Source organism: Thermomonospora sp. CIF 1, from assembly GCF_001896795.1.
Lineage (GTDB): Bacteria > Actinomycetota > Actinomycetes > Streptosporangiales > Streptosporangiaceae > Thermomonospora > Thermomonospora curvata.
Genome location: NZ_MOYN02000025.1, coordinates 136,864 through 152,277, shown reverse-complemented (window position 1 = coordinate 152,277; position 15,414 = coordinate 136,864). Strand labels below are relative to the sequence as shown.

The window sequence follows — 15,414 nt, the reverse complement described above, 5'->3', positions numbered from 1 at the left end:
CCGTCAGGAGGGTTTCTTCCAGAACGGGCGGCGGGGTGGCTTCGGGGTGGCGGTGTGCTCGTCGAGGAAGGCGGTCAGTTCCCCGACGGCGAGGGTCCACAGCTCGTCCAGGCGGGACTGCTGGGCGGGGTCGTCGGCGGCCTGCAGGGCGTCGGCCAGGGCGGTCAGGCGGTCGGCGGGCAGGCCGTCGGAGCGGGCGTGCTGGGCGAGGCCGAGCAGCCTGGTGCGCAGGTCGGACAGGTGGCGGCGGCGCTCGGGGCGGGCGGCGGCGGCCAGCTCTTGCAGGCGGTTCAGCTCCTGCCGGACCAGGGCGGGGACGGGCGACGGGCGGGGCGCGGACGGGGCCGCAGCGGACGGGCTGGGGGCGGGTCCGCGGGGGCGCCGCAGCCGGGGCGGCAGGCCCCTCGGCGGTGTGGCGAGGGGAGCGGGACCGGCGGGAGGCGGGGGGAGCGGGCCGGCAGGGGCGGCCATGGGCATGGCGGGCATCGCGGGCGAGGAGGCCGCGGCCACGGGCGGGGCCGGGAGCGGCCAGCCGGCGGGTGACTCGACGGGCTGCACGACCCGGTGGGCGGGGCCGCCGGCGACGGCCCGGTCGTCGATGGCGACGAAGGCGGTGAAGCGGCACAGCACGCCGAAGCGCAGCGAGGTCTCCACGATCTGCTGCTCCAGGTCGCGCCCGCCGGTGACGGCGTAGCGGTCCTCCAGATCCCGCAGGTGGGCGCGGGCCCAGACGGAGGTGGCGGCGCCGGCCTCGGTGCGGGAGACGACGGCCCGGCACTGCCAGGGGGCGCCTTCGCCGGTCACGGCGCGGACGGTCAGGGAGCAGTCGTCGGCGGCGCGCAGGTAGCGGCCCGCCACCACCAGGGGGACGCCGGGGAAGACGGCGCCCGGCCGGGGCGGGGTGAGCGTGCCGGGCTCGACGCGCACCCCGGACCATTCCAGGGACAGGCCGGTCAGCAGCGGGGCGTTGATGCGGTGGTGGATGTGCTCCATCGCCTCATCCAGCCGGTCTTCGGACTCCACCAGTTCCAGCCGCCCCTGCCCGGCGGTGGCGAGCCGTCCCAGGAAACCGGCGTTGACCGCCTGGTCGATGCCGACCGCGTGGATCCGCAGGCCGTTCAGGAAGGGGTCGATGAGGGCCAGGAGCTGGTCCTCGTTCCCCACCTGCCCGTCGGTGATCAGCACCAGCACCCGGTCGCGGCCCGCGTCGTCCAGCAGGGCGGCGCCCTCCCGGAGCGGGGCCGCCAGTTCGGTGCCGCCGCGCGCCTGCAGCCCGGCCAGGTGCTCCACGGCGCGGAACCGGTTGCGGTCGGTGGCCGGGCTGAGCCCGCCGTCCAGCCCGGCGGGCCGCTCGACCATGTCGTCGAACGACAGCACCGCGAAGCGGTCCCGCCCGGTCAGGGTGTCCACGATGCGGGCCGCGGCGCGGCGGGCCGCCACCATCTTCCAGCCGTGCATGCTGCCCGAGCGGTCCAGCAGGATGACCACATCGCGCGGCCGGGGCGCGCACTGCTCGGACGGCGGCAGCACGGTGAGGGTGAACGTCCCGGATTCGCCTTCGGCGTCGGGGGTCAGCGTCACGGAGGCGGCGGCCTGCTCCGGGCGGCCGTAGGCCAGACGCAGCACGAAGTCGCGGTCGAGCCGTTCCCCGGGCTGTAGCCGCACCGTGGTGCGCCCGGAGCCGCGGGTGTCGGCGGCCACCACGTGCAGGCTGGAGCGGATCTCCCCGAGCGGGAACCCGGCGGGGTCGATGTCCGCTTCCAGGGACAGCCGCACCGGATCGGGAAAGCCGGGCAGCAGGACGGGCGGGCTGATGCGGGAGGCGTCCGGCACCGCGTCGGTGTCGGCGGCGATCCCGTCCCCGGCCCGCTCGTCCGGCAGTGCGGTGCCGGGGATGTAGCGGGGCGCCACGACGAGCGGGAAACGGAAGGTGGCGGCGCCGTCCTCATACGGCAGCGGCTGGTCGAGGGTCAGGCGGACGGTGACGCGCTCGCCGGGCGGGATGTTGCCGACCTGCATGGTGAACACATCCGGCCGGTCCTCTTCGGCGAGCGCGGCGCGGTGCCCGGCGGCGACGGCCTCCTGGTAGTCGGCCCTGGCCCGGCCGCGTTCCTTGAGCGCGGCCTCCACGGTGCCGTCGGCGGTCTCCATCCGCATGCGGGTGACGGCGGCGCGGTCCGGCAGCGGGAAGATGTAGACGGCCTCCAGCGGAACGTCGAAGGGGTTGCGGAAGCCCTGGCTCAGCTCGACGCGTCCGTTCAGCCCGGTGATGGCGGCGCGGACGTCGACGGTCTCCAAGGGGAGGTTGCCCCGCTCGGTGGCCAGCGCGCCCAGGCCCGCGCCGGACAGCGGTGCCGCCTGCTCGGGCAGCGGTGTGATGCGGACGGTCATGGGTGCCTCCCATCGGGGTCGGAGGGTGAGGCGGGGTCGTCGGGGCGGCACAGTCCCCGGCGGCGGAGCTCGCGCAGCAGCGGCTCGGCCGCCCGGCCGATGGCCGCCAGGTCCGCCGGGCCGAGCTCGGCGGTCTCCAGCAGCAGCGTCACTCCCGGGGCGAGCCGGACGGCGGGCATGGCGACCGGCTGTGCCGCCGGGGCGTTCGGCGCCTGCTGCGGCGCGGCGGCGGCCTGTGTCCAGAACCGTCGTCCGGGGGCGGGCTTGCGGGGTGTGGGGGCGTCCGGTGGGGAGGGCAGGCGGGCGATCTCGCGGAGGGCGGCGTTAGGGGCGCCGGCCAGCTCGGCCTGGATCTCGGCGATGCTGCGGCCCGCGGCCTGCAGGCGTTTGACGGCGACCAGCTGCAGCAGGTGCCGCTCGCCGTACAGGGCGGTGCGTCCGCGCCTGCCGGAGGGCGGGTCCACCAGGCCGATCGTGGTGTACCAGCGGATCAGGCGCTCGTTGGGCAGGTCGCGGACCCGGCGGTTGACCCGTGCCGGTTCCTCGCCGAGCGCGGCGGCGGCCGCGGCGGCCAGCTCGGTGATCGTCCAGCAGGGGTCCATGCCACAATGGTGACACTGTAATAATGACAGTGTCAATGTCGATTCACGGCGGCGCGTCCTCGCCACCCGCCGGAAGTCCTTGAACGATCACCGTCCCGGCATCACGCTGACCTGTAGGGACGGCAGGACAGAGGGAGGCGCGGCAGTGCCCGATGGCAGGACGGGAGACCACCTCTCCCGGGCCGGAGCCTCGGCCTGGGCACGCTACCGCCGCCTTGCGGACGAGTACCGGCAGCAGCGGATCCTCCTCCGGCTGGTGCTGGCGGGCTCGGCGGCGGTGGTCGCGCTGGGCCTGGCGGGCCGGCAGGCCGCGCTGGGCGCGGCCGTGCTGACCGCGCTGGCGCATGCGCTGCACTGCCGCTACCGGCCGGGGCCCGGGTCCGCCACCGACTGGCGGCGCGGCGCCCTGGCCGAACGCCGGACCGGGCGGCGGCTGGCCCGGCTGGGACGGGGGCACCGGGTGCTGCACGACCGGGCGCTGCCCGAGCTGCCCGGCACCAACCTGGACCACCTGGTCATCGGGCGCACCGGGGTGCACGCGGTCATCGACCGGCACTGGCGGCCGGGCACCCGGCTGTGGGCCGATCGGTACCGGATCTGGGCGGGCCGGCGCCCGATAACGGCGCTGTCGGCCACCGTGGCGCAGATCGCCGACACGGTCGCCGAACTGCTGAGCGCCGAACTCGGCGAGGAGATCCCGGTGTCGCCGATCGTGGCGGTGCACGGGGCGCGCCTGCCGCGCGGCGGGCTGGAGCACCGGGGCGTGGTCTTCCAGCGCTCCTCCCGGCTGCCGCGTTTCATCCGGGAATGCCCGCATATCTTCACCGGCGCCGAGGTCGCGGCCATCACGGCGGCGGCGGAAAGGATGTTCCCGTCGATGCTGGACGTGCTCTCGCACCGGGCGCGAAGTCTGTCCTGAAGACGTGGGATATTTTCCGTATATTGCTTTTGTTGGTCTTTTGTGGCGTTTTGTTTCTTTGGGTGGGGACTGTGCGGCCGGGCGGCCTCCTCGCCCGGGACGGCATGAAAGCCGGCGCCGTCAGGGCTTTCCGGCCCCATGGCCTCGGGGTGCATGCCGGAGAGCGCCGGCGGTCCGGGCGCCTGAGTGAGTGGGGATCGAGGAGAACTTTCGCCACGTGATCCCGGGGGTGGCGGCGCAGGGCTCCGGAGCCTGTCTCCCCAGGTCGTCGCGTCGTCCGTGGCCGGGGCCTGCTCGGCACGTGGTCTTGAGCGCCGGGGCTCGAAGGCGCCCGGTGCCGCGACGCCTCGGGGCACGCGTCGTCCCTGGCTGCACTTCATCTCGACCCGTGGAGCCGGTGCGCTGAAAAGGTGCGCTGCGAGGGCGTCGTCCCGATATGAGAGGCGGCGCACGGGGTGCGCACCGTCTGAGTCCGGACGAGGACCTTGGCCGCCGAGGAACACACGACGACGGTCATATTCGGCGAATCCGGTGAAAATGAAAGAGTCCGGCGAAATAGACTTTTGTGATGTCCTGAGGAAAGGGCAGGTCAAACCATTCGAACCTGCTGTGTCAATCTATTCGACTGACGCATGAAAAGAGGTCAGAACCCCTATCTTCGGGGTGCATGAATGACCGTTCCCTGGTCGAGGCCCTGCGCTCGGGCGCCCCGGAGGCGCCCGGTGCGCTTTACGACTCCTACGGCCGGCGCCTGTACGAATACTGCTGGTTCCGGCTCGGTGACCACGAGGCCGCCCAGGCGGCGCTGTGCGACGCCTTCATCGTGGCCGAGGCGCACATTCGCCGGCTCCAGTCGCCCGACCGGCTCGGAGCGTGGCTGTATGCGCTGGTCAGGCGGGAATGCACGCGCCTGGCGGCCGAGGGCGCGGCCGGGGACGGGCCCGCTCCCCCCTTCCCCGGCAAGGATCGCGGCGGGCGGGGCGAGACGGACCAGCGGATCATCGCCTGGCGGGCCGTGTGGGGCATGCCCCTGCTCAGCCGGGAGGTCCTCGAACTGCAGACGCTGCACCGGCTGCCGATGCCCGAGCTGGCCTCCGTGCTCGGCCTGCCCGACCAGGACGTCCGGGCATTGCTCGCCCGCGCCGCCGCCGACCTGGAAGAGTCGCTCGCCGCCGAGCTGCTGGCCGCCCACGGGCCGCAGGAATGCCCCGAGCCGGCCGCGATCGTGCGAGAACGGCGGGACGGGCGGGGCGCCTTGCCGCTGCCCGCGGCGGTCCGCCGGCGGCTGCTGCGGCACGCCGCGCAGTGCGCGGCCTGCGGGGAGCTGCGGCGGCACCGCCTGACACCGGTCAACGTCTACCGCCTGCTGCCGGAGATCACGCCTCCGGGCGCGCTGCGCGACCTGGTGCAAAACCGCATGCGGGCCCCCGGGAGGGCCGCCTACCGGGAGGCGGTCGCCGCGCGGGCCGCCGAGTTCACCGACGGGGCCTTCCCGGTCCAGCGCGAGGCCGAGACGCTGCCGCTGCCGCTGCCGGACCTGCCGGAGCCGGACTCGCCGGCGCCGGACCCCGCCGCCACGGCCGGCGGCCGGGTGAGCCGGGCGGTCGCCGCGGCCGTGGCGGTGGGCGTGTGCCTGGCGCTGGCGGCGGTCGCGGTGGGCTGGCTGCGTTCCGGTGATCGGCCCGCCCGCCCGCAGGCCGCCGGGCCCTCCCCGTGGTCCTCGCCGCGGGAGGAACCGCCCGCGGCGGACGTGGGCGGCGCCGGCGGCTCGGCGGGCGGGGTCGCCAAGGTGGTGCGGCTGTCCCCGACCTGGCCGCTGGGCGCCACCGACTCGGCCGCACCGCCCACCGCCCTGCCGTCCCCGCCCGCCGGGCCGGCGCGTCCGGACCGAAAGCCCGGCGGCCCGGCGGGCCGGGGCACGCTGACGATCGCGCCCCGCCACCTGGACCTGGGCGGCGGGTCGTCCGGCACGCTCGAGCTGACCGCGCACGGCGGCCCGGTGGACTGGTCCGCCCGCGCCGGCGGGCCGATCCGGCTGAGCAGCACGTCGGGACGGCTGGCGGCCGGCCGGTCGGTCACGCTCCGGCTGCGGGTGGCCCGCCGCCCCGACTCGACGGGCCGGCGGGTGGTCACCTTCCGGCCCGGCAGGCTGCGGGTCGTGGTGACCTGGCGGAAGAGCCCCGCCGGGCCCCGCCCCGGACCCAGGCCGACCAAGCCGTCCGAACCGCCCCGCACGCCCCCGACGGACGACCCCGGCACCCCGCCGCAGCGGCCCGGGCCGACCCGGCCCCCGACCCCGGCGCCCACGCCGCGGCCCTCCGATCCGCCGCCGTCCGACCCGCCCTCCTCCGAGCCGCCGCCCGCCGACCCGCCGGAGGAGTCCGAGCCGCCGGAGGAGTCCGAGCCGCCCCCCGTGCCGGAACCGCCGCAGTCCTCCGGTCCCAGTCCGGTGCCCGAGTAGGTCTTCCGGACCCGCGGGACCCGGCCGTCCACAGGCGGCGGGCCGGGCCTTTTCCACCTGTTCCACCTGCAACGCGTGGCCTTGAGGACCGGGACGGTGCCTGAGCCCATGACGTCGCAGGGTGCGGCATCGTCCGCGAAGGCGATGCCTTCGCATGCGACCTGACGGGACGGCGTGCCGCACCGCTTGTTGACCAGGGCTCGACCGCGCACTGCCCGCAGCAGACCGGCGGGCCGTGCTCCTCGGCATGTTTTGGCCGATCAGGGAGTTGGCCGTGGCCTGCGTGGGGGCAGTAACCGCTGTTGCTGGAGGGACTGAAGTTCCTGATGTGACAGCTGGTAACTACTGCCGCCGCGATCAGGGCGCGGGATGCTGAGGGGTGGAGCGTGGCACGGTCCAAGTGCGCTTCCCGCCGCACGACGGCTCCGGGAGCAGGGACGACAACGGGCAGACGCAGGTGCCGCGGGGCGCGGTCGGCCGGGGCGGTGCTGGTCGCGGCCGCGGTCGGCCTGCTCGGGGTGTCGTCGGGCGGTCTGGCCGCCGGCGCCCTCGCCGATCCGGTGCCCGACTCCCGCGAGGTGGAGCGCGGCAGGCAGCAGGTCCGCGACCGGGCCGCCGAGGTGGGACGGCTGAAGGCGCGCCTGGCCGAGGCCGACGGCAAGCTGGAGGAGCTGTCGATCCGCGCCGAGATGGCCGTGGAGCACTACCACGGCGAGCTGGTCCGGCTGGAGCGGGCGCGCCGTGACTGGGAGGCGGCCCAGCGCCAGGTCGCCGAGGCCGAGCGGCGCCTGGAGGCGGTGCGCGCCGAGGTGGCCGGGGTCGCCGCGGCCGCCTACCGCGCCGAAAGCGGCCCCAACCCCTGGGTGGGCGTGGTCGCGGGCCGGGGCGGGCCGCAGGGCGCCATGGACCGGGCCGGACTCATGGAGATGATGAGCCGGCACCGGGCCGGCACCATCCGGGAGTTCGAGGCCGCCCGCCAGGTCGCCGAGGTGTTCCGGGCCCGGGCCACCGCCGCGCTGCGCGAGCAGGAGGAGGCCACCGCCCGGGCGGAGGCCGCCAAACGCGCCGCCGAGGAGGCCGTGGAACGCCAGCGCGCGTCCATAGCGCGCCTGGATGAGCGGAAGCGGCACGCTGAACGGCTCTTGAAGGCCGCCGAAGGACGCGTCCGGGCATTGGAGGCCAAACGGCGCGCGGCGGCGGCTTCACGGCCCTCTCAGGGGCGGCCGCCGTCCCTCAAGGGCTCTTCCCGGGGCCAGGTGGCGGCGCGGGCGGCGCTGAAATGGCTCGGCACCCCCTACTCGTGGGGCGGGGGCAACGCCTCGGGCCCCACCTATGGGATCGGCCGGGGCGCGCGCATCAAGGGCTTCGACTGCTCCGGCCTGGCGCTGTACGCCTGGGCCCAGGCCGGCGTCAAGCTCGACCACTGGACGGGCACGCAGTGGACCTCCGGTCCCCGCATCCCCCTGTCCAAGCTGCGCCCGGGCGACCTGGTCTTCTTCGCACGCGACGTCAAGAACCCGCGCACCATCCACCACGTGGGCATCTACATCGGCGGAGGCCGGATGGTGGAAGCCCCCTACACCGGCGCCACCGTCCGCATCTCGTCGATATGGCGCCGCGGCCTCATCGGGGCCACCCGTCCCGCCGGCTGAGCCGGGGGAACGGCGGTCCCGAACGGACCATGGGCAAGCGACGTCGGGGCGCGACCCATCATGGGCGCGCCCCGACGTCGCATACGCCCGGGGAAGGACGGCTACTCGGCGGCCTTCTCGGCCTCGGCGTGCTCGGCGGCGCGCTTGAGGGAACGCTCGATCTCGGCCTCGGCCTCGGCACGGCCGACCCAGCTGGCGCCCTCCACCGACTTGCCGGGCTCCAGGTCCTTGTAGACCTCGAAGAAGTGCTGGATCTCCAGCCGGTCGAACTCCGGCACGTGGTGGATGTCGCGGATGTGCTCCATCCGCGGGTCGGTCAGCGGCACGCACAGCACCTTGTCGTCGCCGCCGGCCTCGTCGGTCATCCGGAACATGCCCACTGCGCGACAGCGGATGAGGCATCCGGGGAATGTCGGCTCCTGGAGGAGCACCAGAGCGTCCAGAGGATCCCCGTCCTCGCCGAGAGTGCCTTCGATGAACCCGTAGTCGGCCGGGTACTGCGTCGAGGTGAACAGCATCCGGTCCAGCCGAATCCGGCCGGTCTTGTGGTCCATCTCGTACTTGTTGCGGTGCCCCTTAGGGATCTCAATGGTGACGTCGAATTCCAAGATGTCCTCAGCTCCCCGCGCGATCGCAGTGATTAGGGTTCAGGGGGTGAGCGAGGCCCGCCGCGGTCCCGCTCGTTAGGTGTTCCCTTATACAAGGGTCCCGCACGTCTCCGCAGACCGGGGTGGGGAAAGGCGGGGTGGAGATGCCCAAGTACGAGCGGGTCCTTGCTTTGGTCACGCTTTTTCTTCTCCAGGCGTTCGCCGTGGGGTCGGGCGTTGCAGTGGCGAACCTCACACCTGTGGACCGTTCCCTCCCGCGGCCCCCGGCGGTGGCCGCCCGGACGCCCCTGCCGCCGGCGGCTCCGCCGCCGGCCGCCGCGGCGGACGCCCCCATGCCCGCCGCCGACGCCCTCACCGGCGAATTGGCGGCGCTGGCGAGCGGCTCCGGAGCGGAGATCAGCGCGGTGGTGATCGACGCCCGGACCCGCCGGACGCTGTTTGCGCATCGGGCCGACCGGCCCGCCGTCCCCGCCTCCACCACCAAGCTCGTCACCTCGGTGGCGGCGCTGTCGGCGCTCGGCCCCCACCACCGGATCACCACCAGGGTCGTGCGGGGCGGCCCGCGGGCCGTCGTGCTGGTCGGCGGCGGCGATCCCACGCTGACCGCCCGTACCCCCTCGGCCGGCGCCTACCCCCGCTACGCCTCACTGGCCGACCTGGCCGACCAGACCGCCGCCGCGCTCAAGCAGACGGGCACGGGCGAGATCCGCGTCGACTACGACGCCTCCCTGTATGAGGGCGCCGGCACCGCCGAGGGCTGGAAGCCCAACTACCTGCCCGACGGGGAAGTGGCGCCGATGAGCGCGCTCACCGTGGACGCCGGCCGCACCGGCGACGGCGGCAGGGTGAAGGACCCGGCCGCATCGGCCGCCAAGAAGTTCGTCCGCCTCCTCAAAGACCGCGGCGTGCGGGCCGAGCTCGGCGAACGCACCGTCGCCGACAAGGCCGCCGCCACCGTGGGCCAGGTCCACTCGCCGCCGCTGTCGGTGCTGGTGGAGCGCACCATGACGGTCAGCGACAACGACGTGGCCGAGGCGCTGCTGCGCCAGGTGGCGCTCAAACGCGGCGCCCCGGTCTCGTTCGAGGGCGGGGCGCGGGCGGTGATGGCGGAGCTGGCCCGCCTGGGCGTCGCCGAGGGCGTGCGCGTCCACGACGGCAGCGGGCTGTCCACCCGCAACCGCATCACCCCGCTGGCGCTGGCCCGCATCGTCTCCCTGGCCGCCTCCGCAGAGCACCCCGAGCTGCGCGCGGCGATCACCGGCATGCCGGTGGCCGGTTTCACCGGCACCCTGGCCGCCCCCCGCTACACCACCGCGCAGACGGCGGCCGGCGCCGGGGCGGTGCGCGCCAAGACCGGCACCCTGTCGGGGGTGAGCACGCTGGCGGGACTGGTCCACGACGCCGACGGGCGGCTGCTGGCGTTCGCGTTCATGATGGGGGACGGCCGCGGGCCGGTGGACCCCGCGCGGCTGGACCGGATGGCCGCGGCCGTCGCCGCCTGCGGCTGCCGGGGCGGAACGTAACGATCGGCTTCGCCCGCGACCATGGGTGTGGACGCGGACATACGGGAGATAACCAAAGCGTTCGTTCGTTGAACCTCATGTAAGGGCGCTGTGGCGCCGGGGCGGAAATTACGGTGGAGCACATGAGCGCCCAGATGATCGACTGGAACCTCGCCGTCCAGACCGGCACCCGGCTGGTGCGGCCGGGGCCCCAGGTCAGCCAGGCGGAGGCCCAGCAGGTCGTGGCGGAGCTGCGGGAGCTGGCCAAGCTCGCCGAAGGGCACGTCCGCGACTTCACCGGCATCCAGGCGGCCGATCCCGACCGCGGCCACGCCACGATCGTCGACCGGCCCGGGTGGATCCGGGCCAACGTCGACGGGTTCCGGGCCGTGCTGGAGCCGCTGATGGACCGGCTGGCCGAACGCCGCGGCGGGCTGGCCGGCGGGCCGGGCGGCGCGGTGATCCAGGCCGTCGGCTCCCGCGTCACCGGCGTGCAGATGGGCGCGATCCTGGCGTACATGGCCAGCCGCGTGCTCGGCCAGTACGAGCTGTTCCTGCCGCCGGACCCCGACGGGAAGGCGCCCACCGGGCGGCTCACCCTGGTGGCCCCCAACATCGTCCACGTCGAGCAGGAACTCGGCGTCAACACCCGCGACTTCCGGCTGTGGGTCTGCCTGCACGAGGAGACCCACCGCGCCCAGTTCACCGGGGTGCCCTGGCTGCGCTCCTACGTGCAGGAGCAGATGACGGAGTTCCTGCTGGCCTCCGATGTGGACCCGGTGGCGATGATGGAGCGGCTGCGGCAGACCGCCGAGGCCGTCATCGACGCCTTCCGGGGCGGCGACGACCCCGACAACCCTCCGGCCGGGCTGATCGACGCCATCCAAAGCCCGCAGCAGCGCCAGATCCTCGACCGGCTCACCGCCGTGATGACGCTGGTGGAGGGGCACGGCGACTATGTGATGGACGCCGTCGGCCCCGAGGTCGTGCCCTCGGTCAAGCAGATCCGCGCCCGCTTCCAGCGCCGCCGCGACGGCGGCTCCCGGCTGGACAAGGCGATCCGCCGGCTGCTGGGCATCGACCTGAAGATGCGCCAGTACGCCGAGGGCTCCCGCTTCGTGCGCCACACCGTCGCCGCGGTCGGCATGGAGGGCTTCAACAAGGTGTGGACCTCGCCGGAGTGCCTGCCCACGCACGAGGAGATCAAGAACCCCGGCGCCTGGATCGCCCGGGTCGTCGGCGACCGGTCGCTGGAGTCCGGCCCGCCGTCGGAGGCCGGCGAGGGCTGAGCCCGTCCGGCCGCACGGCCCGCCTCCCCTACGCTGGCGCCCGGAGGTGGGCGCATGGGTCCTGATCCTGCCGTCGCCGCCGTGCGCGTGGCCGTCCGGCGGGCGCTGGGCGAGCTGCCCGCCGGCATGCCGGTCCTGGTGGCCTGCAGCGGCGGCGCCGACTCCCTGGCGCTGGCCGCCGCGACGGCCTTCGAGGCGCCCCGCGCCGGGCGCCGGGCCGGCGGCGTCACCGTCGACCACCGGCTGCAGGAGGGGTCCGGCCATGTCGCTCAGACGGTGGTGCGCGCCATGCGCGAGCTGGGCCTGGACCCCGCCGAATCGGTCGCGGTGACCGTGACCGGGCCCGGCGGCCCCGAGAACGCCGCCCGGCGGGCCCGCTACGCCGCCCTGGACGAGGCGGCACGGCGGGCCGGCGCGGCGGTGCTGCTCGGCCACACCCTCGACGACCAGGCCGAAACCGTGCTGCTGGGCCTGGCCAGGGGCTCTGGGGCCCGCTCCCTGGCCGGGATGCCCCCGCGTTTTCAGCGGGGTGAGATCTGTTACATGCGGCCGCTCCTGGGGCTGGAGCGGGCGATCACCCGCAGGGCGTGCCGGGCCATGGGGCTGACCCCCTGGGACGACCCGCACAACGAGGACCCCGCCTACACGCGCGTCCGGCTGCGGCGCGAGGTGATGCCCGCCCTGGAAAAGGCGCTCGGCCCCGGCGTGGCCGCCGCGCTGGCGCGCACCGCCCGGCTGCTGCGCGACGACGCCGAGGCCCTGGACGCCCTGGCCGAACGCGCCCGAAGCGAGGTGACCGGCGACGACGGCGCGCTGGATGCGGCGGCGCTGGGCGAGCTGCCGCGGGCGGTGCGGACCCGGGTGCTGCGCGGGGCGGCGGTCGAGGCGGGCAGCCCGGCGGGTACGCTCGCCGCCGTCCACGTCGAGGAGCTGGATCGGCTGATCACGGACTGGCGCGGGCAACGGCATGTTGACCTGCCCGGGGGCGTACGCGCTTTGCGGCGGTATGGGAAGCTGCTGTTCCGCCGAGGAGAGATCGCCGCCGACGGGCGGGGACGATGACGACTCATTGAGATGCGGTGGGGGCAGTGGACGACAAGGACCTGGGTGCCGACCTGGCGAGCGTGCTGATCACGCAGGAGGAGCTGCAGGCCAAGATCCGGGAGCTGGCCGCCGAGATCGACGCCGACTACGCCGGCCGCGACCTGCTGCTGGTCGGGGTGCTCAAGGGCGCGGTCATGGTGATGGCCGACCTGGCGCGGGCGCTGCACTCGCCGGTCAGCATGGACTGGATGGCGGTCTCCTCCTACGGGTCGGGCACCCGCTCATCGGGCGTGGTGCGCATCCTCAAGGACCTGGACACCGACATCACCGGCCGCCACGTGCTGATCGTCGAGGACATCATCGACTCGGGGCTGACGCTGTCGTGGCTGGTCAGCAACCTGGCCTCGCGCAACCCGGCGTCGCTGGAGATCTGCGCCCTGCTGCGCAAGCCCGAGGCGGCCCAGGCCGAGATCGACGTCCGTTACGTGGGCTTCGACATCCCCAACGAATTCGTCGTCGGCTACGGGCTGGACTACGCCGAGAAGTACCGCAACCTGCCGTTCGTGGGCACCCTGGCGCCCCACGTCTACGGCGGGCAGGCCTAGCGGCGCGCCCCTCGGCGCGGCCGGCGGCGGCGGGACGAGGGAACAGATGGACCGGACGGTACGTTGCAAGACTGGACGGTAACCGTGCCGGTGGCGTTTCGGCGGCGGGCCGAGCGCGGTCCGCCGCGAACGCGTGGGCTGCGGCTCCCCGGGCCGCGGTGTACCGTCGATGCCACCGGGCATGTGCTCGGGGGTGCCGCATTGAGGGAGACCGCCTCGTCGGGCCGGCGGGCCCGGTGAGGTCTTGCAGACGCTGGTCAGGAGGGACGGGGCCCTCGCGAAGGGGTTGCCGGATAAATGGACGTGAAGCGCTACTTTCGCGGACCGCTGCTGTGGATCCTGCTGTTCGGTCTCTTGGCCGCGTTGGTCATGTGGGGCTTCGACCCGGGTGATCAGTACAAGCGGGCCGACACCTCCAAGGTGATCTCCGCCATCAACAGCGGCGAGGTCAAGTCCGCCAAGGTCATCGACAAGGACCAGCGGATCGAGGTGACCCTCAAGAACGGCGACCGGATGGAGGCCTCCTGGGTCAGCGGCCAGGGGCTGGAGCTGCAGAAGGCGCTGCAGGCCCAGGCCGACAAGGGGCAGCTGCCCGGCGGCTACAACGTCGAGGTCCCCCAGCAGAGCCTGTTCGTCAGCCTGCTGTTCAGCCTGCTGCCGATCCTGTTCGTGGTGCTGATCTTCCTGTTCATCATGAACCAGATGCAGGGCGGCGGCTCGCGGGTGATGAACTTCGGCAAGTCCAAGGCCAAGCTCATCACCAAGGACACCCCCAAGACCACCTTCGCCGACGTGGCCGGGGCCGATGAGGCGCTGGAGGAGCTGGAGGAGATCAAGGACTTCCTGCAGAACCCGGCCAAGTTCCAGGCCATCGGCGCCAAGATCCCCAAGGGCGTGCTGCTGTACGGCCCGCCCGGCACCGGCAAGACCCTGCTGGCCCGCGCGGTGGCCGGCGAGGCCGGGGTGCCGTTCTACTCCATCTCCGGCTCGGACTTCGTGGAGATGTTCGTCGGCGTCGGCGCCTCCCGGGTCCGCGACCTGTTCGAGCAGGCCAAGGCCAACGCCCCGTCCATCATCTTCATCGACGAGATCGACGCGGTCGGCCGGCACCGCGGCGCCGGGCTGGGCGGCGGCCACGACGAGCGCGAGCAGACCCTCAACCAGCTCCTGGTGGAGATGGACGGGTTCGACGTCAAGGGCGGCGTCATCCTGATCGCGGCCACCAACCGGCCCGACATCCTGGACCCGGCGCTGCTGCGTCCCGGCCGCTTCGACCGGCAGATCACCGTGGACCGCCCCGACCTGGAGGGCCGCAAGGGCATCCTCAAGGTGCACGGCCGCGGCAAGCCGTTCGCCCCGGATGTGGACCTGGACGTCATCGCCCGCCGCACCCCCGGTTTCACCGGCGCCGACCTGGCCAACGTGATCAACGAGGCGGCGCTGCTGACCGCCCGGCTCAACCGCAAGCAGATCCAGATGGACACCCTGGAGGAGGCCATCGACCGGGTGATGGCCGGCCCCGAGCGCAAGACCAGGGTGATGTCGGAGACCGAAAAGAAGATCATCGCCTACCACGAGGGCGGTCATGCGCTGGTGGCGCACGCGCTGCCCAACGCCGACCCGGTGCACAAGGTGACGATCCTGCCGCGCGGCCGGGCGCTGGGCTACACCATGACGCTGCCGGTGGAGGACAAGTTCCTCACCACCCGCTCGGAGATGCTCGACCAGCTGGCCATGCTGCTGGGCGGCCGCGCCGCCGAGGAGCTGGTCTTCCACGAGCCGACCACCGGGGCGGCCAACGACATCGAGAAGGCCACCGCCATCGCCCGCAACATGGTCACCGAGTACGGCATGAGCGAGCGGCTGGGGGCCCGCAAGTTCGGCTCCGGCCGGGGCGAGGTGTTCCTGGGCCGCGACGTCGCCCACGAGCGCGACTACTCCGAGGAGATCGCCTCCGCCATCGACGATGAGGTCCGCCGCCTCATCGAGTCCGCCCACGATGTCGCCTGGGAAATCCTGGTGGAGTATCGTGACGTGCTGGACGAGCTGGTGCTGCAGCTGATGGAGAAGGAGACCCTCTCCAAGGAGCAGGTGCTGGAGATCTTCGCTCCCATCCGCAAGCGTCCCAAGCAGAAGTCCTACACCGGCTACGGCAAGCGGCTGCCGTCGGAGCGGCCGCCCGTCCTGACCCCCAAGGAGCTCGCCCTGATGGCCGCCAAGGACGTTCAGGACCTGCCCGGCGGCTCCTCCCTGGCCAAGGGCAACGGCCAGAGCGGCGCCGAACAGCCGGCCGACCCGACCCCTGGTGAGAGCTGATTTTGACCCTCCCGCACGATGAGGC

11 protein-coding genes are annotated in these 15,414 nt (G+C 73.8%); 8 read left to right on the top strand and 3 right to left on the bottom strand.

The window, feature by feature from the left end; genetic code table 11:
* Window positions 1-3: 3 nt before the first annotated feature.
* Window positions 4-2,391: a VIT domain-containing protein gene (locus tag BUE48_RS22515; RefSeq protein WP_286990959.1), complete on the bottom strand. Its 2,388-nt coding sequence runs from the start codon at window positions 2,389-2,391 to the stop codon at window positions 4-6.
* Window positions 2,388-2,993, bottom strand: coding sequence for a helix-turn-helix domain-containing protein (locus BUE48_RS22510; protein ID WP_041440251.1), 606 nt, complete (start codon window positions 2,991-2,993; stop codon window positions 2,388-2,390). Before BUE48_RS22510 ends, BUE48_RS22515 begins: the two co-directional genes overlap by 4 nt.
* A 145-nt stretch (window positions 2,994-3,138) precedes the next feature.
* On the opposite strand from BUE48_RS22510, the gene BUE48_RS22505 reads away from it, so the two are divergent.
* The 3 genes from BUE48_RS22505 (at window position 3,139) to BUE48_RS22495 (ending at window position 8,025) form a co-directional block, all read left to right on the top strand.
* On the top strand, window positions 3,139-3,912 hold the full coding sequence (locus tag BUE48_RS22505; protein WP_012854823.1) for a nuclease-related domain-containing protein: 774 nt from the start codon (window positions 3,139-3,141) through the stop codon (window positions 3,910-3,912).
* Between the two features lie 667 nt (window positions 3,913-4,579).
* Window positions 4,580-6,373 carry a hypothetical protein gene (locus BUE48_RS22500; protein ID WP_286990958.1) on the top strand — a complete coding sequence of 598 codons (1,794 nt, stop codon included), beginning with the start codon at window positions 4,580-4,582 and terminating at the stop codon, window positions 6,371-6,373.
* Between the two features lie 485 nt (window positions 6,374-6,858).
* The gene (locus BUE48_RS22495) at window positions 6,859-8,025 is read left to right on the top strand and encodes a C40 family peptidase (RefSeq protein ID WP_012854821.1); all 1,167 of its coding nucleotides are present in this window, start codon (window positions 6,859-6,861) and stop codon (window positions 8,023-8,025) included.
* A gap of 101 nt (window positions 8,026-8,126) precedes the next feature.
* Here BUE48_RS22495 and BUE48_RS22490 read toward each other — a convergent pair whose 3' ends face one another.
* Window positions 8,127-8,633, bottom strand: coding sequence for an inorganic diphosphatase (locus BUE48_RS22490; protein WP_012854820.1), 507 nt, complete (start codon window positions 8,631-8,633; stop codon window positions 8,127-8,129).
* Between the two features lie 239 nt (window positions 8,634-8,872).
* On the opposite strand from BUE48_RS22490, the gene dacB reads away from it, so the two are divergent.
* The 5 genes from dacB (at window position 8,873) to ftsH (ending at window position 15,389) form a co-directional block, all read left to right on the top strand.
* Complete coding sequence (gene dacB, locus BUE48_RS22485) at window positions 8,873-10,156, top strand: D-alanyl-D-alanine carboxypeptidase/D-alanyl-D-alanine endopeptidase (protein WP_286990957.1); 1,284 nt, start codon at window positions 8,873-8,875, stop codon at window positions 10,154-10,156.
* 134 nt (window positions 10,157-10,290) lie between these two features.
* Window positions 10,291-11,424, top strand: coding sequence for an Rv3626c family coenzyme F420 biosynthesis-associated protein (locus BUE48_RS22480; protein ID WP_041442721.1), 1,134 nt, complete (start codon window positions 10,291-10,293; stop codon window positions 11,422-11,424).
* Between the two features lie 54 nt (window positions 11,425-11,478).
* Window positions 11,479-12,486, top strand: a complete 1,008-nt coding sequence (tilS, locus tag BUE48_RS22475; RefSeq protein ID WP_286990956.1) for a tRNA lysidine(34) synthetase TilS — start codon at window positions 11,479-11,481, stop codon at window positions 12,484-12,486.
* 26 nt (window positions 12,487-12,512) lie between these two features.
* Complete coding sequence (gene hpt / locus BUE48_RS22470) at window positions 12,513-13,073, top strand: hypoxanthine phosphoribosyltransferase (protein ID WP_041440249.1); 561 nt, start codon at window positions 12,513-12,515, stop codon at window positions 13,071-13,073.
* Between the two features lie 297 nt (window positions 13,074-13,370).
* Complete coding sequence (gene ftsH / locus BUE48_RS22465; protein ID WP_012854815.1) at window positions 13,371-15,389, top strand: ATP-dependent zinc metalloprotease FtsH; 2,019 nt, start codon at window positions 13,371-13,373, stop codon at window positions 15,387-15,389.
* Window positions 15,390-15,414: the final 25 nt, after the last annotated feature.

Bases quoted from the DNA above. Each gene is read 5' to 3' on its own strand.
- BUE48_RS22480 (WP_041442721.1), top strand. From the start codon at position 10,291: ATGATCGACTGGAACCTCGCCGTCCAGACCGGCACCCGGCTGGTGCGG.
- ftsH (WP_012854815.1), top strand. From the start codon at position 13,371: ATGGACGTGAAGCGCTACTTTCGCGGACCGCTGCTGTGGATCCTGCTG.
- BUE48_RS22510 (WP_041440251.1), bottom strand. From the start codon at position 2,993: ATGGACCCCTGCTGGACGATCACCGAGCTGGCCGCCGCGGCCGCCGCC.
- BUE48_RS22500 (WP_286990958.1), top strand. From the start codon at position 4,580: ATGAATGACCGTTCCCTGGTCGAGGCCCTGCGCTCGGGCGCCCCGGAG.
- tilS (WP_286990956.1), top strand. From the start codon at position 11,479: ATGGGTCCTGATCCTGCCGTCGCCGCCGTGCGCGTGGCCGTCCGGCGG.
- BUE48_RS22515 (WP_286990959.1), bottom strand. From the start codon at position 2,391: ATGACCGTCCGCATCACACCGCTGCCCGAGCAGGCGGCACCGCTGTCC.